At 35.7% G+C, this 25,220-nt stretch carries 18 protein-coding genes, 2 tRNA genes, 1 riboswitch and 1 other annotated feature; of the genes, 19 read left to right on the top strand and 1 reads right to left on the bottom strand.

The window, feature by feature from the left end; genetic code table 11:
• Positions 1-14: 14 nt before the first annotated feature.
• Positions 15-2,702, top strand: coding sequence for a DNA gyrase subunit A (gene gyrA, locus FH144_RS08410; protein WP_242315069.1), 2,688 nt, complete (start codon positions 15-17; stop codon positions 2,700-2,702).
• A gap of 55 nt (positions 2,703-2,757) precedes the next feature.
• On the opposite strand, the gene FH144_RS08405 is transcribed toward gyrA, so the two are convergent.
• A complete protein-coding gene (locus FH144_RS08405) occupies positions 2,758-3,570 on the bottom strand; it encodes an NAD(P)H-hydrate dehydratase (RefSeq protein WP_107507659.1) in 813 nt (270 codons plus the stop codon).
• A 276-nt stretch (positions 3,571-3,846) separates the two neighbouring features.
• Positions 3,847-4,053, top strand: a binding site (T-box leader).
• A 78-nt stretch (positions 4,054-4,131) separates the two neighbouring features.
• On the opposite strand from FH144_RS08405, the gene serS reads away from it, so the two are divergent.
• The 18 genes from serS (at position 4,132) to FH144_RS08315 (ending at position 24,411) form a co-directional block, all read left to right on the top strand.
• On the top strand, positions 4,132-5,418 hold the full coding sequence (gene serS / locus FH144_RS08400) for a serine--tRNA ligase (protein ID WP_107507658.1): 1,287 nt from the start codon (positions 4,132-4,134) through the stop codon (positions 5,416-5,418).
• Between the two features lie 362 nt (positions 5,419-5,780).
• A complete protein-coding gene (locus tag FH144_RS08395) occupies positions 5,781-6,476 on the top strand; it encodes an AzlC family ABC transporter permease (protein ID WP_242315067.1) in 696 nt (231 codons plus the stop codon).
• Positions 6,473-6,802 carry an AzlD domain-containing protein gene (locus tag FH144_RS08390; RefSeq protein ID WP_242315065.1) on the top strand — a complete coding sequence of 110 codons (330 nt, stop codon included), beginning with the start codon at positions 6,473-6,475 and terminating at the stop codon, positions 6,800-6,802. The genes FH144_RS08395 and FH144_RS08390 overlap by 4 nt, the downstream gene beginning before the upstream one ends.
• Positions 6,803-6,900: 98 nt before the next feature.
• Positions 6,901-6,999, top strand: a riboswitch (SAM riboswitch).
• 66 nt (positions 7,000-7,065) lie between these two features.
• Positions 7,066-8,034 (top strand): homoserine O-acetyltransferase MetX, encoded by a 969-nt coding sequence (gene metX / locus FH144_RS08385; RefSeq protein ID WP_242315064.1) that lies wholly within the window; start codon positions 7,066-7,068, stop codon positions 8,032-8,034.
• Positions 8,035-8,155: 121 nt separating this feature from the next.
• Entirely contained in the window at positions 8,156-9,082 is a 927-nt protein-coding gene (locus FH144_RS08380) for a YybS family protein (RefSeq protein ID WP_242315062.1), read from the top strand.
• A gap of 27 nt (positions 9,083-9,109) precedes the next feature.
• A complete protein-coding gene (locus FH144_RS08375) occupies positions 9,110-11,077 on the top strand; it encodes a DHH family phosphoesterase (RefSeq protein WP_242315060.1) in 1,968 nt (655 codons plus the stop codon).
• Positions 11,074-11,520, top strand: coding sequence for a 50S ribosomal protein L9 (gene rplI, locus FH144_RS08370; protein ID WP_242315058.1), 447 nt, complete (start codon positions 11,074-11,076; stop codon positions 11,518-11,520). The genes FH144_RS08375 and rplI overlap by 4 nt, the downstream gene beginning before the upstream one ends.
• Positions 11,521-11,583: 63 nt before the next feature.
• Entirely contained in the window at positions 11,584-12,978 is a 1,395-nt protein-coding gene (gene dnaB / locus FH144_RS08365; protein WP_103166470.1) for a replicative DNA helicase, read from the top strand.
• 276 nt (positions 12,979-13,254) lie between these two features.
• Positions 13,255-14,538, top strand: a complete 1,284-nt coding sequence (locus FH144_RS08360) for an adenylosuccinate synthase (protein WP_242315056.1) — start codon at positions 13,255-13,257, stop codon at positions 14,536-14,538.
• 484 nt (positions 14,539-15,022) lie between these two features.
• Positions 15,023-15,097: transfer RNA gene (locus FH144_RS08355), tRNA-Glu, on the top strand.
• Positions 15,098-15,104: 7 nt separating this feature from the next.
• Positions 15,105-15,177 (top strand) — tRNA-Asp (locus FH144_RS08350).
• A gap of 634 nt (positions 15,178-15,811) precedes the next feature.
• A complete protein-coding gene (yycF, locus tag FH144_RS08345; RefSeq protein ID WP_103166468.1) occupies positions 15,812-16,513 on the top strand; it encodes a response regulator YycF in 702 nt (233 codons plus the stop codon).
• 12 nt (positions 16,514-16,525) lie between these two features.
• Entirely contained in the window at positions 16,526-18,352 is a 1,827-nt protein-coding gene (gene walK / locus FH144_RS08340) for a cell wall metabolism sensor histidine kinase WalK (RefSeq protein ID WP_242315054.1), read from the top strand.
• Entirely contained in the window at positions 18,342-19,673 is a 1,332-nt protein-coding gene (locus FH144_RS08335; protein ID WP_242315052.1) for a YycH family regulatory protein, read from the top strand. The genes walK and FH144_RS08335 overlap by 11 nt, the downstream gene beginning before the upstream one ends.
• Positions 19,674-20,465, top strand: a complete 792-nt coding sequence (locus FH144_RS08330; RefSeq protein WP_242315050.1) for a two-component system regulatory protein YycI — start codon at positions 19,674-19,676, stop codon at positions 20,463-20,465.
• A 395-nt stretch (positions 20,466-20,860) separates the two neighbouring features.
• Positions 20,861-21,661, top strand: a complete 801-nt coding sequence (locus tag FH144_RS08325) for an MBL fold metallo-hydrolase (RefSeq protein WP_107507648.1) — start codon at positions 20,861-20,863, stop codon at positions 21,659-21,661.
• 405 nt (positions 21,662-22,066) lie between these two features.
• Positions 22,067-22,546, top strand: a complete 480-nt coding sequence (gene rlmH, locus FH144_RS08320; protein WP_242315048.1) for a 23S rRNA (pseudouridine(1915)-N(3))-methyltransferase RlmH — start codon at positions 22,067-22,069, stop codon at positions 22,544-22,546.
• Positions 22,547-23,091: 545 nt separating this feature from the next.
• Positions 23,092-24,411: an SEFIR domain-containing protein gene (locus tag FH144_RS08315; protein WP_242315046.1), complete on the top strand. Its 1,320-nt coding sequence runs from the start codon at positions 23,092-23,094 to the stop codon at positions 24,409-24,411.
• Positions 24,412-25,220 lie beyond the last annotated feature (809 nt).

The following is a 25,220-nucleotide window of genomic DNA, read 5'->3' as shown; positions in this document are numbered from 1 at the left end:
AGGAGGATATCTTGATGGCTGACTTACCTCAATCAAGAATTAATGAACGAAATATAACCAGCGAAATGCGCGAATCATTCTTAGACTATGCAATGAGCGTTATCGTTTCACGTGCCTTACCAGATGTACGTGATGGTTTAAAACCTGTACATCGTCGTATTTTATACGGTTTAAATGAACAGGGCATGACACCTGACAAACCTTATAAAAAATCGGCACGTATCGTCGGGGACGTAATGGGTAAATATCACCCGCATGGTGACTCTTCAATTTATGACGCCATGGTTAGAATGGCTCAAACATTCAGCTATCGTTATCCGCTTATCGACGGGCAAGGTAACTTTGGTTCTATGGATGGCGATGGCGCTGCTGCCATGCGTTATACCGAAGCGAAAATGACTAAGATTACCTTGGAACTTTTACGTGATATTAATAAAGATACAATCGATTTCTTAGATAACTACGATGGTACAGAAAGAGAGCCGGAAGTCTTACCTGCTCGTTTCCCTAACCTTCTAGTGAATGGTGCATCAGGTATTGCGGTAGGTATGGCTACTAATATTCCTCCTCATAACTTAACGGAAGTCATCGATGGCGTTTTACGTTTAAGTAAAAATCCAGACGTTACTATTGCAGAACTTATGGAAGATATTCAGGGGCCTGATTTTCCAACGGCGGGCTTAATCCTAGGGAAAAGTGGTATCCGAAGAGCATTTGAAACTGGACGTGGGTCTGTTCAAATGCGTGCACGTGCGGAAATTGAAGAACGTGGTGGCGGACGTCAACGTATCGTCGTAACTGAAATTCCATATCAAGTTAACAAAGCACGTATGATTGAGAAAATCGCTGAACTTGTACGTGAGAAGAAAATTGAAGGTATTACAGACTTACGTGATGAAACAAGTTTACGTACAGGCGTAAGAGTCGTGATTGACGTACGTAAAGATGCGAATGCAAACGTTATTCTAAATAATTTATATAAACAAACACCATTACAAACGTCATTCGGTGTAAACATGATCGCGCTTGTAAATGGTCGACCTAAGTTAATCAACTTAAAAGATGCCCTAGTTGAATATTTAGAGCATCAAAAAGTCGTGGTACGTCGTCGTACGGAATATAACTTAAGAAAAGCGAAAGATCGCGCTCATATCTTAGAAGGTTTACGTATTGCGTTAGACCATATCGACCAAATCATCTCAACTATCCGTGAATCTGATACGGATAAAATTGCGATGGAAACGTTACAAGAACGTTTTAAACTTTCAGAACGTCAAGCACAAGCTATCCTTGATATGCGTTTAAGACGTTTAACAGGTTTAGAACGCGATAAGATTGAAGCGGAATATAATGATTTACTTAACTACATTTCTGAATTAGAAAAAATTCTCGCAAACGAGGAAGTCTTACTTCAATTAGTCCGTGACGAACTTACTGAGATTAAAGAACGTTACGGTGATGAACGTCGTACTGAAATCCAATTAGGCGGATTAGATGATATTGAAGATGAAGACTTAATTCCTGAAGAACAAATCGTTATTACATTAAGTCATAACAACTATATTAAACGTTTACCTGTATCTACATATCGCGCGCAAAATCGTGGCGGTCGTGGTGTACAAGGTATGAATACTTTAGAAGAAGACTTCGTAAGTCAACTTGTAACATTAAGTACGCATGATAACGTCTTATTCTTTACGAATAAAGGTCGTGTCTACAAACTTAAAGGTTACGAAGTACCTGAACTTTCACGTCAATCTAAAGGTATACCAGTCATTAACGCAATCGAACTTGATACTGATGAAGTGATTAGTACGATGATTGCTGTAAGAAACCTTGAAGATGAAGATAGCTACTTAGTCTTCGCTACTAAACGAGGTATTGTGAAACGTTCTGCGTTAAGTAACTTCTCACATATCAATAAAAACGGTAAGATTGCGATTGGTTTCAAAGAAGATGATGAACTGATTGCCGTGCGACTTACTGATGGCCATCAAGATATCTTACTTGGCACATCACATGCGTCACTTATCCGATTCCCTGAAACGAAATTACGTCCATTAGGTCGTACTGCAGCGGGCGTAAGAGGTATCTCATTACGCGATGAAGACGTTGTTGTTGGTTTAGACGTGGCTCATGCAGAGAGCGAAGATGAAGTTTTAGTAGTTACTGAAAATGGTTACGGTAAACGTACGCCAGTAAGTGAATATCGCTTATCTAACCGAGGCGGTAAAGGTATCAAGACTGCTAAAATTACAGAACGTAATGGTAATATTGTATGTATCACAACAGTAACTGGCGAAGAAGACTTGATGATTGTCACAAACGGAGGCGTAATTATTCGACTTGACGTGGAAGATATTTCACAAAATGGTCGTGCAGCTCAAGGTGTCCGTCTAATGAAATTAGGCGAAGAACAATTTGTTTCTACAGTAGCGAAAGTAATTGATAAAACAGAAGATGCAGATGCTACTGAAGCGGCTCAAGCTGAAGAAAATGAAAGCTTAGAAAGTACTGAAAGCCCTAGTGAACAAGTCGTTGAAGATGAAACGCCAGGTAACGCATTGCATACCGAAGTAGAAGAAGCGGACACAGACACTACATCTGATGATGATGAACGTATTGAAGTAAGAGAAGACTTCATGGATCGTGTTAACGAAGATATAGAAAACGCTTCTGATGACGAAGATAATAATGAATAATTAATAACAAATAAGACTACCCTGCTGAGGGTAGTCTTATTTTATATACAAATCTTTATTTTTCTAATTCTTTCATCACGTATGGGATTTCACTTATTAAATGTGAAGGTGGAACAACATACATTGTTTCAGATAATTTTTCACCAATATAACTATGCGTATATGTCGCGCTAGTTACAGCGTCTTTTAAATTATCAAACTGACCAACGAAACTAGTAATCATACCAGCTAATGTGTCACCCATGCCACCTGTCGCCATTGCAGGTGTACCGATAGCAAGTTTGTACTCTTCGTCTTTAAAGAAGATTTCTGTACCGTGTTTTTTCAACACAACCGTTGCGCCTAATTTATTCACAGCTTCCCTATTACGTTCATATGTTTGTTCTTCAATAGGGATACCGCTTAAACGTTCCCATTCTTTTTGATGTGGTGTGAAGATCACACGACATGTAGGAATATCAGGTTTCAATTTACTAAATATCGTAATTGCGTCTCCATCAACAATTAAGTTTTGGTGAGGCTGTATATTTTGAAGTAAGAATGTAATTGCATTATTACCTTTGAAATCAATACCGAGCCCTGGACCGATTAAAATACTATCTGTATTCTCAATCATTTTAGTTAACATCTTCGTATCATTAATATCAATAACCATGGCTTCCGGACAACGTGAATGAATCGCCGCATGATTAGTTGGATGTGTGGCCACTGTAATTAAGCCACTACCACTATATACACACGCACGCGCTGCTAACATAATGGCGCCCCCTAAATTGGCACTACCACCAATAAGCAAAATCTTGCCATAATCACCTTTATGCGTTTCATCATTTCTTTTAGGAATAGTAACTGAATTTAATGTTTCCATAAATAAACCTCCCTTATAAGGTGTGGAACCTTTCTACACTAAATAGATATAGCCTGAACTTTACAGTTGTAGCGAACAACTCAGACTTCTCTACGCCCTCGACTTTTAAATACAATAGAAAATATTATACCTGGATTCGACTTTCGTCAACACTATTTCAGGAATAATTTAAGTTCTAATTTTGTTGAAAATGAAAACGTTTAAATTAATAATAATTTTTAATATTAACAATTGCTTGATAATTTCAAAAGACTTTGCTATATTAACAATAACTTAATAAGTTATTGTTCGTAGGACAAGTAACATAATCGGTTAATTTCAGAGAGCTTGTGTTGAGTGTGAACAAGTAATTAATAGTTATGCGAATCTACCTACTATATATGAACAATCGGTAAGAACCGTTATATTGGTAAAGTGCAATTTGGTGCATCTTATGTATCAAGTTGTTAAATAGGGTGGCAACGCGTAGACCACGTCCCTTGTAGGGGGACGTGGTCTTTTTTATATTTAAAAGTTGCCATTCTTAATAAACTTTTAAAAAATGGGAAGGATGAAGTTAATATGTTAGACATCAGACAATTTAGAGAAGAACCTGATAAAGTTAAGAGCAAAATTGAATTACGTGGAGATGATCCAAAAGTAGTTGATGAGGTCTTAGAATTAGATAATCAACGTCGTCAACTCATTGGTAAAACTGAAGATATGAAAGCACGTCGTAACAAAGTAAGTGAAGAAATCGCTGAAAAGAAACGCAATAAAGAAAATGCTGATGACGTTATCAAAGAAATGCGTGAACTTGGTGACGAAATCAAAGAAAACGATGCTAAATTAAATGAAGTAGACAATAAAGTTAGAGATATCTTAATTCGTATTCCTAACTTAATCGCAGACGATGTGCCACAAGGTGCTTCAGACGAAGAAAACGTTGAAGTGAAAAAATGGGGTACGCCTCGTGAATTCAACTTCGAACCAAAAGCACACTGGGATTTAGTTGAAGAATTAAAAATGGCTGACTTTGAACGTGCAGCGAAAGTATCAGGAGCACGTTTCGTATACTTAACTAGAGACGGTGCGTTATTAGAACGTGCGTTAATGAACTACATGCTTACTAAACATACAACACAACACGGTTACACTGAAATGTTTACACCACAATTAGTTAACGCTGATACTATGTTTGGTACAGGCCAATTACCTAAATTCGAAGAAGATTTATTCAAAGTTGAAAAAGAAGGTCTTTACACTATTCCAACTGCAGAAGTGCCATTAACAAACTTCTACAGAGACGAAATTATCCCACCAAATGTATTACCTGAAAAATTCACTGCACAAACTGCATGTTTCCGTAGTGAAGCAGGATCTGCTGGTAGAGATACAAGAGGTTTAATCCGTTTACACCAATTCGATAAAGTTGAAATGGTACGTATCGAAAAACCTGAAGATTCTTGGGATGCTTTAGAAGATATGACTAAAAATGCTGAAGCTATCTTAGAAGAATTAAAATTACCATATCGTCGTGTCATCTTATGTACAGGAGACATCGGCTTCAGTGCAAGTAAAACATACGACTTAGAAGTTTGGTTACCAAGCTATGACAACTACAAAGAAATTAGTTCTTGCTCAAACTGTACTGATTTCCAAGCGCGTCGTGCAAACATCCGCTTCAAACGTAATGCAGATGCTAAACCAGAATTAGCACACACATTAAACGGTAGTGGTCTTGCTGTTGGACGTACATTTGCAGCTGTCGTTGAGAACTATCAAAATGAAGACGGTTCAATCACAATTCCAGATGCATTAGTTCCATACATGGGTGGTAAAACTGAAATCCGTCCAGTAAACGGCTAAGTTATAACTCATATATTTAGCGTTGAGGCTATCTTGAAAAAGATAGTTTCAACGCTTTTTTTAATTGTCATATTAACTCTATTTAAAGATAATCATTTCCCACAGTAAAATCCTGCTTTTTCTTAATAAAGTAATAAAGTAAATAACGTCTTTTTAGACTACCTGATATGGGGTAAGTAGAAATTTTGACCTAAAAATAGAGAACTCTAAAAACATTGATAAATCAACGTTTTAACACGTCTGTTAGTCTTACGTCACACAACCTGACGTCTAAGTATGTTGCTACTCTTAAACTAGTGTATTAGACTAAATTTAATTATATATTTACTTGTGGAAACGAATGGAACAAAGGGGGTAAAAGAATGACGTCACATGTGACATTTAAACAAGGGGTCAAGGAATGTATTCCTACGTTATTAGGATATATTGGAATTGGTTTGTCATTTGGAATCGTGGCGGCTTCACAGCATTTCAGTATATTAGAAATCTTATTACTATGTTTACTAGTCTATGCTGGAGCAGCGCAATTTATCATCTGCGCACTTGTCATAGCAGGTACACCGACTTCGGCCATAGTATTAACCACTTTTATCGTCAATTCACGTTTTTTCCTATTATCAATGACATTAGCGCCAAGTTATAGAAATTATAGCGTTTGGAACCGTATAGGCTTATCGTCAATCTTAACCGATGAAACATTTGGCGTAGCGGTTACACCTCATTTAAAAGGGGAGAAGATAAACGATCGTTGGTTACACGGTTTAAACTTAACTGCTTACGTATTTTGGGCGCTTGCAAGTGTGGCCGGCGCAGTATTCGGTAAATATATCTCTAATCCAGAGATGTTGGGACTTGATTTCGCTATTACGGCGATGTTCATCTTTCTAGCAATGGCACAATTTGAGTCGATTACACGTTCAAAACTCAAAGTGTATCTTGTATTAATTGCGAGTGTCATCGTGATGATGTTAATTCTAAGTTGGTTTATACCTTCATACGGCGCGATTCTTATCGCATCAATCTTTGCAGCAACATTAGGGGTGGTGATGGATAAATGACGACATCTTGGCATACGTTAATATTAATCGTTTTATGTGGGCTCGTAACGCTAATCGTCCGCGTTATCCCGTTTCTTATGATTTCACGTATTCAACTTTCAGAAACGGTAATTAAGTGGTTATCATTTATACCCATTACCTTATTCACGGCACTTATCTTAGATGGCATCATCGTCCAACAAGACGGCGTACAAGGTTACACACTCAATATTCCGTTTATCATTGCAACGATTCCGACCATTTTCATTGCACTCATTACACGTAGCCTGACGATTACCATACTAATAGGTATCGCATTCATTGCTGGTTTACGTTTTTTCTTTTAAAAGGCAGAATCCTACAGCTAGCTATTGAAGTTACAAATGTAATTAGATAAAATAAATTTAAACAAAACAGTTACAAAGTGTAAAAACTAAACAATATAAACTTATTGAGAGAAGTGGAGGGACGCGGCCCTATGAAACTTCAGCAACCGGCATTCATGTACGGTGCTACAACCAACGAGATACTCGAATGATAAGTAATAAGCACATCGCTTCATACTTCTAAAGAGTATGGAGTGATTTTTTTATCCAGAGGAGGAAAGCGTATGACACATTATACGGTAGACACATTAAACTTAGGACGATTTAGAACAGAATCAGGTGAAATGATTGAGAATCTACAATTACGCTACGAACATGTAGGATACTCAGGTCAACCACTTGTAGTCGTTTGTCATGCGCTAACCGGCAATCATTTAACGTATGGTACTGATGAACATCCTGGTTGGTGGCGTGAAATTATCGACGGTGGCTATATGCCTATCTACGATTATCAGTTCCTTACATTTAACGTTATCGGTAGCCCATTCGGCTCAAGCTCTCCCGTAACGGATACACATTTTCCGAAACAATTAACACTAAGAGATATTGCTAAAGCGATTGAAAAGGGCATTCAAGAACTCGGCTTCGAAAGAATTAACATCTTAATCGGCGGAAGTCTAGGTGGCATGCAGGTGATGGAATTACTCTATAATAACCAGTTCCAAGTTGATAAAGCGGTTATCTTAGCAGCCACTGATAAAACGTCCTCCTATAGCCGAGCATTTAATGAAATTGCGCGTGAAGCCATTCATCTTGGAGGTAAAGAAGGACTAAGTATTGCACGTCAATTAGGCTTCCTAACGTACCGGTCGTCTAAAAGTTATGATCAACGCTTCTCTCCAGACGAGGTCGTTAGTTATCAACGCTACCAAGGTAATAAGTTTAAAGAAACGTATGATTTATCCTGTTACTTAACAATGTTGAATGTCTTAGATAGCCACAATATCGACCGTGGCCGTGTAGACGTAGATGAGGTCTTTCAATCTTTAGATACTAAAGTACTTACGATGGGCTTTACAGATGATTTATTGTATCCAGATGACCAAGTGAGAGCAGTAGGGGAGCGGTTTAAATATCATCGTCATTTCTTTGTGCCAGACAATGTAGGACATGACGGTTTCTTATTAAACTTTAATGATTGGGCACCGAACTTATATCATTTTCTAAAAGTAACGAATTTCAAACGAAAATAATGGAAGCGGATTACCGCAATAGTGCCACTAAACCAACGACTAATGAGTGTGCTAAGTACTATTTCTATACATTTGTTTTAATCTTGTATAGAGGTTAAAATAGAAGTTACAGTCAAAAAGTATGGGAGTGGCAAATGTGTTTTCAAAAGTACACCTTAAAGCGACGATTTTAGGAACAATTGCGCTCGTTATTGTTGCTTTAATCACGTATGTGTTACCGATACTTGGTTTGATACTATGTTTATTCGCCACAATTCCAGGGATTATTCTATGGAACAAATCTGTTCCATCATTTGGATTTGCCGCGTTAGTCACAGTTATTTTAACCACTCTATTAGGTAATACATTTGTATTAAGTGCCATGATTTTAGTTTTACTACTTAGCTTTATTATTGGCCAATTATTAAAAGAACGTGCTTCTAAAGAACGCATCTTATATATAGCAACTACATATTTAAGTATATTTGCTTTAGTCGCATTCATGTTATTACAAGTATTTAAAAAGATACCAAGTGCAACAACACTTATTAAACCTTTCAAAGATGCAATGCATAGCGCCATTGTTACATCAGGCGTGGAGTCTGATTATAAAACGCTATTAGAAGAAAGCTTTCGCCAAATGGCAGTACAACTTCCAAGTTTTATTATTATCGGAATTTTTATTCTTGTTTTAATTAGTTTAATTATTACATTTCCGATTGTACGTAAATTTAAAGTAGCTACACCGATTTTCAAACCTTTATTTGCTTGGCAAATGAATCGTTCATTATTATGGATTTACATGATCGTCTTGCTGTGCGTAATGTTTGCGACTCAGCCAAGTACTTTCCAAAGTATCGTGTTAAATTTTGAAGTTGTGTTATCATTATTGATGTATATTCAAGGATTGAGTTTAATTCATTTCTTTGGTAAAGCAAGACGTATGCCAGATGCTGTAACGATATTGTTAATGGTCGTGGGGACAATTTTAACGCCAGCAACACATATTGTTGCATTACTTGGGGTACTTGATTTAGGAATTAATTTAAAACGAATGATTAAAAAATGACTTTAAAAAGTGAATAGAGGTGGAAGAATGAACCGTCAATCCACAAAAAAGGCATTACTTATACCTTACATTTTGATGGTACTTACTGCGATAGCACTTGTCGTTGTATGGTTTATCTTTAAGCCATTGGTAGCTACGATTGCCGCTGCTATTCTAGTCGTGATGATTATTATTAGCATCGTGTTAGTAAGACAAGCATTATTAAAAATGGATAACTATGTGGATAACTTAAGTGGTCATGTCTCGGCTGGTAGCAATAAAGCCATCAAACGTCTGCCAATTGGTATGGTCGTACTTGATGCCGATGATCATATTGAATGGATCAACCAGTATATGTCTGAACACTTAGAAACGAACGTCATCTCAGAACCAGTTAATGAAGTGTTTCCGAATATTTTAAAGCAGCTTGAAAAGATTCAAGAAGTTGAAATCGAACATGGTCCATATCATTATCATGTACGCCATGCCCAGGAAGAAAATTGTTTATACTTCTTCGATATTACGAATGAAGTACAAACACACGCATTATATGAAGAATCGAAACCTATTATTGCGACCCTTTTCCTAGATAATTATGATGAAATTACGCAAAATATGAATGATACGCAACGCTCTGAAATCAACTCAATGGTGACACGAGTGATTAGTCGTTGGGCGTCAGAATATAATATTTACTTTAAACGTTATAGCTCTGACCAATTCGTAGCGTATTTAAATCAAAAAATTCTAGCGGAAATTGAAGAATCAAACTTTGAAATTCTCAGTCAGTTACGTGAGAAAAGTGTCGGCTATCGTGCCCAATTAACACTAAGTATTGGGGTCGGTGAAGGTACCGAGAACTTAATCGATCTTGGGGAATTATCACAATCCGGTCTTGATTTAGCGTTAGGTCGTGGTGGTGACCAAGTTGCCATCAAGAATATGAATGGTAACGTCCGTTTCTACGGCGGTAAGACTGACCCAATGGAGAAACGTACACGTGTAAGAGCGCGAGTGATTTCTCACGCCTTGAAAGACATTTTAACTGAAGGCGATAAAGTAATTATTATGGGACACAAACGTCCTGACTTAGATGCGATAGGTGCCGCAATCGGGGTGTCACGTTTCGCATTAATGAATAACTTAGAGGCGTATGTCGTTCTAAATGAAGAAGATATCGATCCAACATTACGTCGTGTGATGGATGAAATCGATAAGAAACCTGAGCTTAAAGAACGTTTCGTAACGTCTGACGAAGCTTGGGATATGATGACTTCTAAATCTACTATTGTCGTCGTAGATACGCATAAACCTGAGATGGTATTAGATGAAAATATTCTAAATAAAGCGAACCGTAAAGTGGTTATTGACCATCACAGACGTGGCGAAAGCTTTATTTCTAATCCTCTGTTGGTTTATATGGAACCATACGCAAGTTCAACAGCCGAACTTGTGACGGAACTCTTAGAATATCAACCGACAGAACAACGTTTAACTCGTTTAGAATCAACGGTAATGTACGCAGGTATCATTGTCGATACACGTAACTTTACATTGCGTACAGGTTCAAGAACGTTCGATGCGGCAAGTTATCTTCGTGCCCATGGTGCAGATACTATCTTGACGCAACACTTCTTGAAAGATGATGTAGATACGTACATTAATCGTTCTGAACTGATTAGAACGGTTGAAGTACAAGATGATGGTATTGCGATTGCCCATGGTTCTAACGACAAAATTTATCATCCCGTCACAGTTGCACAAGCAGCTGATGAGTTGTTAAGTTTAGAGGGTATAGAAGCATCATACGTGGTAGCTAAACGTGAGGATAACTTAATTGGTATCTCTGCCCGATCACTAGGTTCTATCAACGTTCAACTAACGATGGAAGCACTTGGTGGTGGCGGACACTTAACTAATGCTGCCACACAATTAAAAGGATTATCGATTGAAGAAGCAATCGAACAATTACAACAAGCAATTACAGAACAAAAGAGTAGGAGTGAAGACGCATGAAAGTAATTTTCACACAAGATGTTAAAGGTAAAGGTAAAAAAGGCGAAGTTAAAGATGTACCAGTAGGCTATGCTAATAACTTTTTAATTAAAAATAACTATGCTGTTGAAGCAACTCCTGGTAACTTAAAACAATTAGAACAACAAAATAAACGTGCCGAAGCGGATAGACAACAAGAAATTAGTGAAGCGAAAGCACTTAAAGAAAAATTAGAAAATATCGAAGTAGAAGTAAGTGCGAAAACTGGTGAAGGTGGTAAATTGTTTGGTTCAGTAAGTACAAAACAAATTGCCGAAGCACTTAAATCTCAACACGATATTAAAATCGATAAACGTAAAATGGACTTACCTCAAGGTATCCATGCATTAGGTTATACTAATGTACCTGTAAAATTAGACAAAGAAGTAGAAGGTACAATTAGAGTTCATACAGTAGAAAAATAATACAATTAGCACTGGCATTTGGGTAAAATTTAGGATGGATTGGATTTAGAGGTGTAATGACGTATGGATAATATGTATGATCAAAGACAAATGCCCCATAACAATGAAGCTGAACAATCTGTCTTAGGTGCAATTATTATAGACCCGAACTTGATTAATACGACTCAGGAGGTATTACTTCCTGAGTCATTTTATAGAGGCGCCCACCAACACATCTTCCGAGCAATGATGAATTTAAGTGAAGATCAAGGTGAAATTGATGTTGTCACATTAATGGATCAATTGACGAAAGATGGTGCGTTGAGTGAAGCGGGTGGCCCCCAATATTTAGCGGAACTATCTAATAATGTGCCTACGACACGAAATATTCAGTATTATACAAATATCGTCGCTAACTTATCGTTAAAACGTAAATTAATACAAACTGCCGATAGTATTGCCAACGACGGTTATGACAATGAACTTGAATTAGATGCGATTTTAAGTGACGCTGAACGACGCATACTTGAGTTGTCCTCTAATCGTCAAAGCGATGGCTTCAAGGATATTAGAGACGTCCTTGGACAAGTGTATGAGACAGCCGAAGAATTAGACCAAAATAGCGGACAAACGCCAGGTATTCCAACTGGTTATCGTGATTTAGACCAGATGACTGCGGGCTTTAACCGTAATGATTTAATTATTTTAGCTGCGCGTCCTTCTGTAGGTAAGACTGCCTTCGCTCTTAATATTGCCCAAAAAGTGGCAACACATGAAGGAAGTTACACGGTAGGGATATTCTCGCTTGAAATGGGTGCCGATCAACTAGCAACACGTATGATTTGTAGTTCTGGTAACGTTGATTCCAATCGCTTAAGAACAGGGACGATGACAGAAGAAGACTGGAATCGTTTTACAATAGCGGTAGGTAAACTATCTCGTACGAAGATATTTATCGATGATACGCCAGGTATTCGTATTACAGATTTACGTTCTAAGTGCCGTCGGTTAAAACAAGAACATGGCTTAGATATGATTGTGATTGACTATCTACAATTACTTCAAGGTAGTGGGTCACGCTTTTCAGATAACAGACAACAAGAGGTATCTGAAATTTCACGTACGTTAAAAGCAATCGCGCGTGAATTAGAATGTCCTGTTATCGCATTGAGTCAGTTATCTCGTGGCGTAGAACAACGTCAAGATAAACGTCCAATGATGAGTGATATTCGTGAGTCAGGTTCGATTGAGCAAGATGCTGATATCGTCGCATTCTTATATCGTGATGATTATTATAATCGTGGCGAAGGTGAAGACGATGATGGCAATATGGAACCTCAGTCTAACGATGAGAATGGTGAAATTGAAATTATCATCGCTAAGCAACGTAACGGTCCAACCGGCACCGTGAAACTACACTTTATGAAACAATATAATAAATTTACAGATATCGATTATGCACATGCCGATATGATGTAATTATTTTTTACCGTACTTTAATCTTATTTTTGTATTAAATGTACGGTTTTTATTTTGTTTTGGTTGAATTTATTTCTGTTTAGTATGTATCTTGGTTTTTAAGGAAAAGTCTTTGAAATACTGATATGTAAGCGTTTATAGGCATTTATAGAAGAAATTTATTTTCAAGAAGAAAAGAGAAATGTGTAAATATTAATGTTCGATTTTTATTTGCATTATGCCAGATGGACTGATAGAATACTTATGGTTAATCGAGAAAACTTTGGAGGTGCTCACATGTCATCAATCGTAGTAGTTGGGACACAATGGGGAGACGAAGGTAAAGGTAAAATTACAGATTTCTTAGCGGAACAAGCGGATGTTATTGCACGTTTTTCAGGTGGTAATAACGCAGGACATACTATTCAGTTCGGTGGAGAAACTTATAAATTACATTTAGTACCATCAGGTATTTTTTATAAAGATAAATTAGCGGTGATTGGTAACGGCGTTGTTGTCGACCCAGTAGCGTTATTGAAAGAATTAGACGGCTTAAATGAACGTGGTATTTCTACAAGTAACTTACGTATTTCTAACCGTGCTCAAGTGATTCTTCCTTATCATTTAGCGCAAGATGAATATGAAGAACGTCGTCGTGGCGATAATAAAATTGGTACAACTAAAAAAGGTATCGGCCCAGCTTATGTAGATAAAGCGCAACGTATCGGTATCCGTATGGCTGATTTATTAGAAAAAGAAACATTTGAACGTCGCTTAAAAGAAAATATCGAAATTAAAGATGCATATTTCAAAGGTATGTTTAACGAATCATGCCCACGCTTTGATGAAATGTTTGACGAATACTATGCGGCAGGTCAACGCTTAAAAGAATTCGTTATGGACACAGCGAAAACATTAGACGACGCATTTGTTGCTGATGAAAAAGTATTATTCGAAGGCGCACAAGGCGTTATGTTAGATATCGACCACGGTACATATCCTTTCGTAACTTCAAGTAACCCTGTTGCTGGTAATGTAACAGTAGGTACTGGTGTAGGCCCAACATTCGTTTCTAAAGTAATTGGTGTATGTAAAGCTTATACATCTCGTGTAGGCGATGGCCCATTCCCAACTGAATTATTTGATGAAGATGGTCACCACATTAGAGAAGTTGGTCGTGAGTACGGTACAACAACTGGACGTCCACGTCGTGTCGGCTGGTTCGACTCAGTCGTATTACGTCACTCTCGTCGTGTGAGCGGTATTACAGACCTATCTATTAACTCTATCGACGTGCTTACAGGTTTAGATACTGTGAAAATTTGTACAGCATACGAATTAGACGGCGAAGAAATTACTGAATATCCAGCTAACCTTGATCAATTACGTCGTTGTAAACCAATCTTCGAAGAGTTACCAGGATGGAAAGAAGATATTACAAGTTGCTGTACATTGGAAGAATTACCTGACAATGCGCGTAGATATTTAGAACGTATTTCAGAATTATGTAATGTGAAGATTTCAATCTTCTCAGTAGGCCCAGACCGTGAACAAACAAACTTATTAGAACAATTATGGTAATAGATAAGAATTAAAATATTTCGTTTTAATTTCTTTATGAAAATGAAAATCCAGTTTGAGACATACCTTAATGTCCAAACTGGATTTTTTTATTTTGTGAGTAGTTTATTAAGTGACTTGGTAATTGTTAATTAAGTTTACCAATACAATAATTTACTTAGTAATTCATAATATGAAGTTATACAAGTATACGAAGTGTTGAGGGCGAGACTCCTGGGGAAACAAGACAAACTGAAGACTGGGGCCCAAACTTTAGTTAGGGCTGGCTGAAGTTGTCTCCCCGGAAAGGGAGCCCATTCAATACGAAGTATAAAATACAAAAGTGTAAAAAGGGGATAAATGAAAAAATTGTAACGATTGAAAGCCTTGATATGACAAGTTTTATCCAATAAATTAAGAAATTATAAAAAAGATTAAAATTATGTAAAAAATGTCTTGTCTTCAAAATAAGGCCTGTGCTATAATCTATCTTGTGCTTAAGAATGGCTCCTTGGTCAAGCGGTTAAGACACCGCCCTTTCACGGCGGTAACACGGGTTCGAGTCCCGTAGGAGTCACCATTTTGTAGGTCTCGTAGTGTAGCGGTTAACACGCCTGCCTGTCACGCAGGAGATCGCGGGTTCGATTCCCGTCGAGACCGTATTGCTTATCCAATAGGATAGGCATTTTTTTTTATCTTTTTATTTAGCTACTTTCACTTCACGTTAATGTCCCGCTTCATTTCCCTTTTCAAAAATAAAATACTGCTCAATAAAAAGAACATCGCTCAAGAAGCTTTGCGTTACAAGAATATGACGGCGCAATACAATTTTAATATTTCTATTTATATAAGAAGATAAATGTTGATATTTAAACGTTTGAAGTTATCACAATTTTGTAACAATGCTTGGAATAGGCGTCACTACGACTTTCGTCCCCTATCCAAGAGATTCAACATATTTGTAATATTATATTAGAGTGGTAAACTTTAAACTACTAATCTCCCGGATTATTTGTTGAATGTTGGCAATAATTGATTAGAACGAAAGGTTATTAAAGTAGTACTTTTAAATTTCTAGTCAATATTGTAAGAGGAAGATGAGGAAATCTTTGAGGTTAAATTAGATTTCTCTCTCACGCCCATAGAATTAGAAGTATATTAATGGTAAATTATATAGTAGATGAGTGTGCGTTTATAAACATTTTTTACGCGCCAAATCGTAATTATTCTTTACTAAAAACGCTAAAAAATATTGAAATAGAGAACTATAATTTGAGAAATGAGGGTTATAGATATGGCAAGAAAAGTTGTTGTAATCGATGACGAAAAGCCAATTGCAGACATCCTAGAATTTAATTTAAAAAAAGAAGGCTACGACGTTTACTGTGCCTATGACGGCAATGACGCAGTGGATTTAATTTATGAAGTAGAGCCAGATATCGTCCTATTAGACATCATGTTACCTGGACGTGACGGTATGGAAGTATGTCGTGAAGTACGTAAGAAGTATGAAATGCCAATCATTATGTTAACGGCAAAAGACTCTGAAATCGATAAAGTTTTAGGTCTTGAACTCGGTGCGGATGACTATGTGACGAAACCATTTAGCACTCGTGAATTAATTGCGCGTGTGAAAGCCAATTTACGTCGTCATTATTCACAACCAGCTCAAGAAGTAAATAATGCAACAAACGAAATTACAATTAAAGACATTGTCATCTATCCAGACGCTTACTCCATTAAAAAACGTGGCGAAGATATCGAATTGACACACCGTGAATTTGAACTCTTCCACTACCTTTCAAAACATATGGGGCAAGTAATGACGCGTGAACACTTACTTCAAACAGTTTGGGGCTATGACTACTTTGGAGACGTGCGTACAGTTGACGTAACTATCCGTCGTTTGCGTGAGAAGATTGAAGATGATCCTTCTCATCCAGAATATATCGTAACACGTAGAGGCGTTGGATATTTCCTCCAACAACATGATTAGGAGCTTGCGGATATGAAGTGGCTGAAACAGTTACAATCCCTTCACACTAAGCTTGTTATTGTCTATGTACTCTTAATTATTATTGGAATGCAGATTATTGGCCTGTATTTCACTAATAATTTGGAAAAAGAATTAACCAACAACTTCATGAAGAATATTAAGCAATATGCAACACAGCTTGAAGTCAATGTTGAGCGTATTTATAGAGACGATCCATCCAATGCGCAAAAAGAAGTTCAAAGTTTACTAAACGAGTATGCCAATCGTCAAGAAATCGAAGAAATTCGTTTTATCGATAAAGACCAAATCATCATGGCGACGGCCAAATTATCATCACATAATTTAATTAACCAGAAAGTTAATGATAATTCCGTTCAAAAAGCCTTATCACTTGGTGAATCGAATAGCCATAACGTATTAAAAGACTACGGTAACGGTAAAGAACGTATTTGGATTTACAATTTACCCGTGAAAAGTGGCAACGAGACGATTGGTAACATTTACATAGAGTCCAATATTAATAATGTATATAATCAGCTCAGCAATATTAACCAAATCTTCATCATTGGTACCGCCATATCTCTAATTATTACGGTCATACTCGGGTTCTTTATCGCAAGGACCATTACACGACCGATTACGGATATGCGTAACCAAACCGTAGAGATGTCTAAAGGTAACTATACCCAACGTGTTAAAATCTACGGGAATGACGAAATTGGTGAGCTCGCCCTTGCGTTTAATAACCTATCTAAACGTGTACAAGAAGCTCAAGCAAATACCGAGAGTGAGAAACGACGACTTGATTCGGTTATCACGCATATGAGCGACGGTATTATTGCGACAGATAGACGTGGTCGTGTGCGTATCGTTAATGATATGGCGATTAAAATGCTTGGCATGGCGAAAGAAGACTTAGTCGGTTATTACATGTTAAGTGTCTTAAATTTAGAAGAGGAATTCTCTCTAGATGAGATACAAGAGAATAATGATAGTTTCTTATTAGATATCAATGAAGACGAAGGTATTATTGCACGTGTAAACTTTAGTACGATTGTGCAAGAAACAGGCTTCGTCACAGGTTACATTGCCGTGCTACACGATGTAACAGAACAACAACAAATCGAACGTGAACGTCGTGAATTCGTAGCCAACGTATCCCACGAATTACGTACGCCATTAACATCAATGAACAGTTATATCGAAGCGCTTGAAGAAGGCGCATGGAAAGATGAGAACTTAGCACCATCCTTCCTTTCAGTAACACGTGAAGAAACTGAACGTATGATTCGACTGGTTAATGACTTACTTCAATTATCGAAAATGGACAACGAATCCGAACAGATTACGAAGGAAATTGTCGACTTCAATATGTTTATCAACAAAATCATTAATCGACATCAAATGGCAGCTAAAGATACAACATTTGTGCGAGAAATCCCTCAAGAAACTATCTTTGCGGAAATCGATCCAGATAAGATGACACAGGTATTTGATAACGTTATTACCAACGCTATGAAGTATTCTCGTGGTGAGAAACGTGTCGAGTTCCACGTGAAACAAAACACGTTATACAATCGTATGACAATTCGCATTAAAGATAATGGTATTGGTATTCCAATCAATAAAGTAGATAAAATCTTTGATCGTTTCTACCGTGTAGATAAAGCACGTACACGTAAAATGGGTGGTACTGGATTAGGTCTAGCCATTTCTAAAGAGATTGTAGCTGCGCATAATGGTCGTATTTGGGCTAATAGTGTCGAAGGACAAGGTACATCGATATTTATTACACTTCCATGTGAAGTTATAGACGATGGTGATTGGGATGAAGAGTAAAGAGTATATTAAATCAATCATTCTTATACTATTAGTCATGATGAGTGGCGTGCTTACGTATATGGTTTGGAACTTTTCTCCAGATTTAACAAATTTAGACAGCGCGGATAGTAAAAAGAGTAATACTAAAACGATTGGAAAACCTATGTCAGCGCATATTGATAATGTGATTTCACCTTACCAGATTGTGAAAGTGAATGGCGATAAAGTAAAAGGTCTAGCGCCTACACGAGATCAATTAGCTAAAATTTCAAATACGTTGAAAAACCACGATGTTAGTAAAGTTGAACACATGCAACGAGATTATAACTTAACGATTCCAACGTTAAATGATCATTTTACGGTGTTAGATTTTACCTATGATATGCCATTAAAAACGTATCTAGGGCAAGTGCTTAATTCTTCTGCCAAAATACCTAAGAATTTCAATTTTAATCGTCTTTTAGTGAATAAAAATACTAAAGGTAAATTAGAGTTATATGCGATTAGTAAAGATCGTCACCAAGTAATGAAAGTAACAATGAACGCTAAAGCTAAAAACTTTAATAATGTGATGAACCAGTTAGACAATGATATGCAGAAATATTCTGAGGTCATTACCAATAAAGATACAATCGATAAAGCAACCCATGTGTTTGCGCCAAGTCAACCTAAGAAGATGCGTTCTTACCGCATGGTGTACGATACGATTCCTGTAGAAACGATGAATGCCATTTTATTCGATGATTCAGTGATTATTCGAAGCAGTAAAAGTGGCTCAACGACTTATAACAATAATACAGGTGTCGCAAACTACAATGACGAAAGTAAGAAATATCACTACAAGAATTTATCAGAAGATGAATCAAGCTCAAGTGATATGGATACAACGATTCCAAGTACATTTGAGTATGTAAATGGACATGGTGGCTTCTTCAACGATGATTATCGACTCTTTAGTACAGATAACTCGTCAGGTGAACTGACCTATCAATTGTTCCTTAACGGTCATCCAACGTTCAATGATCAACAATTGAATGATATTGAAGTGACATGGGGCAAAAAAGGCGTATATGACTATAAACGTGCGTTACTACGTTCAAGCGTACCTTTAGAGGGTGAACAACGGGAACTTGAGAGTGTTGAAAGTGTGCGTTCTGCTCTTGCCAATAATCAGGATATTGATTTTCCAAAAGTGACGAACATGACGATTGGCTACAAAGAAGATGATCGACCTGATAAAGAAGATATCGAAGTACAACGTAACAGTGAGTTTATACCGACGTGGTATGTTGAATATAACGGCGATTGGTATGCTTACGAGGATGGGAGGCTTGAATAAATGAATTGGAAACAAACGAAGACCTTGTTTATTTTCGTATTTATTCTTGTTAACATCCTGCTTGTAATTATTTACGTGAATAAGGTGACGAAATCTCAGATTAATGAGTCTGAAAGCGACAATGAAGTTAATTTTCAGCAAGAAGAGATTCAAGTTGCGAAGGATATATTGAATAAAGACGTGAGTGGCACCGAGATGCAGATGATTACGGCGAAGTCGAAGAATTTCGATAGTGACGTTGAAAATGAATCATCGCTTGAAGCGGATGATTCAGGCTATACGTTAAACGGCGAGATTGATAAAACGGTAAACGTTAGCGACAGTAATCTAAGCGATTTGAAGGATTATATTATGGATAATGTATATCGAGGCAAATCGTATCAATTAGGCGATGTAATGTCGAACACAGTAACGTATGAGCAGACTTACGAAGGCTATCCGTTGATGAATAATAATAAGGCGCGCTTACGTTTCTATGTGGATAATGGTAAGGCGACAAGTTATAAACAAACGGTGATGAATAAGATTGAGCCAGCGACAAGTGATAGTAACCCCAAGAAACAAGTCATTACACCTCGTAAAGCTATCGAGACACTGTATTTTAACCGTTATTTAAAATCTGGCGACCAAGTGCTAGATGCTCGATTGGGTTATTACTCAGTTGTAAGAGAAACGAATGTTCAATTATTACAAGCGAACTGGGAAATTAAAGTAAAACATAAAGGTAAGAACGAGACAAAAACATATTATGTAGAAGCAACATCATCTAATCCTAAAGTGATTGATAACTAAAAGGAAAATGAAAAGTAAAGTTTTGACGAGTGCGTGGAGGTAACTTCATGCACTCGCTTTTTTTATTATTTGTGATAGGCTTGAGAGATAAACATGGAATTGGAACTTTAATTTCTGTATTGATATAGTATAATATAAAGGTATTTTAGAGGACTGGAATGAGGTTGGGACAAAAGTGTTTAGGATTTGAGCAGAACCGAACGATGAGCAAAATTGTTTTTCAAATTTTGTCGAATCGTGACGGTATCTGCCGAGAATCCTACTTTTGGGACACCGTATATCGGTTTCCCAGAGCACAAATTATTAATGTCTCAGTCTCATCATTTTCAAGAAAAGAGTGCAGATTAGACTGAAGGCACTCTAAAATATAGCGCAAGTTGTCGGAAGTAGAAAGGATGAGCCGCTTGATACGTATGAGTGTTCTGGCGAGTGGTAGTACAGGAAATGCCACGTATGTTGAAAGTGATAAAGGCAGTCTATTAGTAGATGTTGGACTCACTGGCAAAAAGATGGAAGAACTATTTAGCCAAATTGATAGAAATATAGAAGATTTGAACGGGATATTAGTCACTCATGAGCATAGCGATCACATTAAAGGATTAGGTGTTCTCGCACGTAAGTATAAACTACCTATTTATGCGAATGAGAACACGTGGAAGGCCATCGATAAAAAAGATGGTAAGATTCCTATGGACCAAAAATTTATATTTAACCCGTATGATACCCAATCTATTGCAGGATTTGATATAGAGTCATTTAATGTGTCACATGACGCAATTGACCCTCAATTTTACATCTTCCACAATGACTATAAGAAATTTACGATGATTACGGATACAGGTTATGTGTCAGATCGCATGAAAGGCATGATTCAAGGTAGTGATGCTTTCGTGTTTGAAAGTAATCATGATGTAGATATGTTGCGCATGTGCCGTTATCCTTGGAAGACGAAACAACGTATTTTAAGCGATATGGGCCACGTGTCAAATGAAGATGCTGGGCTTGCGATGACAGACGTGATTACAGGCAATACTAAACGTATTTATCTGTCACACTTATCCCAAGACAATAATATGAAAGAATTAGCACGTATGAGTGTGGGACAAGTGCTAAATGAACACGATATTGATACGGAAAAAGAAGTATTATTATGTGATACAGACAAAGCACAAGCCACACCAATTTATACATTATAATAATAATTAGACGTTCGACCTACTTATAATTTTGAAAATTAGAGTAGGTCGTTTTTTTTATATCTTGAGTTAATTATCTAATAATTTTAACTATACATGAATATTCAAAATGAAACGTCTTAAGCATGGTTTTGAGTGAAAAAGATGAATAAATATTTAAGACGGCACTGAAGTTATCCCCAAAATTAGTTAAAGTTATCCACTGTTGTGGATAATACACACAGAAATACTCACATTATTCACAGACTTACCCACATATTTGCAGGTGGATAACTTGATTTTAGTATTATTTCTTAATTTTTAGCCAGAATTTATATACATTCCTGTTATAATTAGAGGGAATTCTGTTAACAAGTTGATAACTTGTGGATAAGTAGGATAACTATTAACACCTTGGAGGACCTTATGAAGATAACAATCTTAGCAGTAGGGAAATTAAAAGAAAAATATTGGAAACAGGCAATGTCAGAATATGAAAAAAGACTAGGGCCTTACTCCAAAATTGAAATTATAGAAGTACCTGATGAAAAAGCACCAGAAAATATGAGTGACAAAGAAATAGAACAAGTTAAAGAAAAAGAAGGCCAACGCTTACTTGCGAAAATTAAACCACAAGCCACAGTCATTACTTTAGAAATAGAAGGCAAAATGTTGTCATCAGAAGGCTTAGCCAAAGAACTACAACAGCGCATGACACAAGGCCAAAGCGACTTCGTATTTATTATAGGCGGATCCAATGGCCTACATGACGACGTCTTAAAACGCAGCAACTACGCCCTCTCATTCAGCAAAATGACCTTTCCACACCAAATGATGCGTGTCGTCTTAATAGAACAAGTTTACCGTGCATTTAAAATCATGAGAGGCGAAGCATATCATAAATAATACGATTATTATTTTCTATTTATATAGTTTTTCAAAATAGCAATGTTTTTTCAGATTAATAAAAATCTTTTACTAACTACATTGCTATTTTTTTATATTTTTAAAAAACTTCATTTTCATTTCTAAGAGTTCATTACAATCTATCTTTTAGTACTTTAATTTTTGCTTCTTTTAGCTCCTCTAATCTCATTGTAGATATGGTTAACTATAGTAGAATTCATAATATACTAATTATAGAAGACGATACTATAGGTAAATATGGTTTGATGGGATTTATCTAAAATAGGTTAAGTCATTACATATAAATAACAATGTTATCCATATAAGTAGGTTTTCAAAATCAAATACATTGGTAATTAGAAGTGATTGAGCTATTGTATCTGAAAAGTGATTGACCAATAAGTTGATAAAAGAATGCCAATTGACTATAGTTCGAGCATGTTTTCTTAAATAGTATAAAAATAGCGATTGTGATATATAGTTATCTAAAATCAGAAATGTATTTAAAAAATATACTAATTATTTTAAACAAGGAGAGGGATAATATGACCAAAAAAGCTTTTATTTCTTATTCTAGAACAAGTATAGATCATTTAAATAGAGTTGTGAGAATAGCAGAGAGTTTGAGAGTTGATCATGGAATTGATGTCATTTTAGATGTTTGGGATTGTACGGAGGGGGACGACTTGAATTATTTTATGGAGTCTATGGTCAATGATGAGACAATTGATTTCGTCTTAATATTAAGTGATTTTCAGTATTTTAATAGAGCTAATGATAGAGAAGGAGGAGTTGGAAAAGAAAGTACAATAATTACTTCACAAATTTATGATAAGCAAAAAGATAGTAGGTTTATACCTGTTTTTTTAGATATTCTAGATAATGGAAAACCATCATTACCAACTTTTTGTGATACTAGATTTGCTATTGATATGACAGATATTGAATTAGATATAGAGAAAACAGAAGAGATTGCAAGAAAAATACATAACAAACCTTTATTTGAAAAACCAAAACTTGGTAAAGTACCTGATTATAACCAAAACCATAATGAACTAAAGAAAGCAGTAAAAAAATTAACTTTATCTAAAAAATATAATGAAATGAGAAATTTTGAAGAATCTTTGGACATTATTTATAAAACTTTAAAAAGTATAGAAAATAGCGTAGAGGACTATAATAAAGAAGAATTAATGGAATTAAAAGAGGTATTTGATACTTGGAAAGAGGTTATTACGTATGCGTTAAACAATGATAACTTTTATTTTAGAGAAATAATCATAGAACATTATAATAGGTGTTTAACTCTTACGGAAGAAGAATTTAAAAACCCAATGACTAGGATTTTTAATTATTTTTCATTTCTTATACTAGTAAGTGAATCTTTATCGTCAGGTGCAAATGAATTTTTGAAGGATTTATTGAATGCTAAATTTAACTTTAGTAGAAGAGAAGCAAATTATTATATATTAAGTTTATATCCCCAGGCGTTATCAAGGAAATATTCATATAATACTAATGTCAAAAAAATGTTAGCTGAAATATACTTTGAAGGGAAGGATTTAAAAAAAGTTCAAGATGCAGATGTAATTTTATATACAGAAAGTCTTATGAAAAAAGATCTTCATAGTGTGTATGAAACATGGCATGGATCTCTGTTGTATAGTAAATGGCCTATGTTTGAGCAACGTACTTTTAATGTTTTAATAAATAAATTTCGTAGTAAAAATTATCTAGCTCAATTTGACTTTTTATTTGGAAGTTCCCAAAGTGAAGTGTTTGAAAACTATGATAATATTAAACTAACATATGATATGCCTACTATTTTTAATTTTATTGATAAAGAAGAAATTGGTAGCTATTAATATAATTATTTAAAATGAGCTCAGGTAACGGGCTCATTTTTTAGTAAACTAACTAATATGGGGAAGCATATCATAAATGGTGCGACTTTTGTCTATGTTTTTAAAAATTCATAGATATATTAAAATCAAGATAATTATTCTTTATAGGCATTATGGTGATTAAAGACAATGAAAATTTTAATAATAAAGTAAGCAAAAATAGCGTTTTTATAGAAAGATTAAGAGAGAAATTATCTAAATTTTTAAAATAATATAAAGAAAATTTATTTCATAGTAATCTAAACTATTAGTATACATAAAAATTATTAGAATAAAACGGTATCATTTAAGTATATCTCGTATTAGTAGATGTATAGATAACAGACCTATAGAAGGGGGGCAAGGTATAATCCGATGAGAAATTTTTAAAAGAAAGAAAATTTTAATTTTTAATGTTATTGAAGAAGGTAAAAAAGAAATTAATGAAACATTTACTTTTTCAATAACGAACAAATTACATTGAAAATGTCTGATTCTACTTAAAGCAAAATCAACCACACACTTCAATTATTTTATTGCCTACTTGATAGGGAGCCAACTCAATTTCATATAAAAATAATTTTCAGTGAAATTATTTATAGGAAGAAGGATATTATAAGTGAAACTAAAATAACATAATAGGAGGAATTTTAAAATGTTTTGTAGGAGATCAAAAAAAAATTAAGGAATTGGAAAGTATAATTAGTAACCTAGAAAGTGAAAAAAAACAATTAGAAGAAGATAAAAAAAATATTGAAAATAAAAAAAATAATTACTACAATATTATAAAC

The sequence above is a fragment of the Staphylococcus sp. acrmy genome (genome assembly GCF_022690565.1).
GTDB lineage: Bacteria > Bacillota > Bacilli > Staphylococcales > Staphylococcaceae > Staphylococcus > Staphylococcus caledonicus.
The sequence above is the reverse complement of the archived record's forward strand: the minus strand, read 5'-3'. Positions and strand labels throughout refer to the sequence as shown.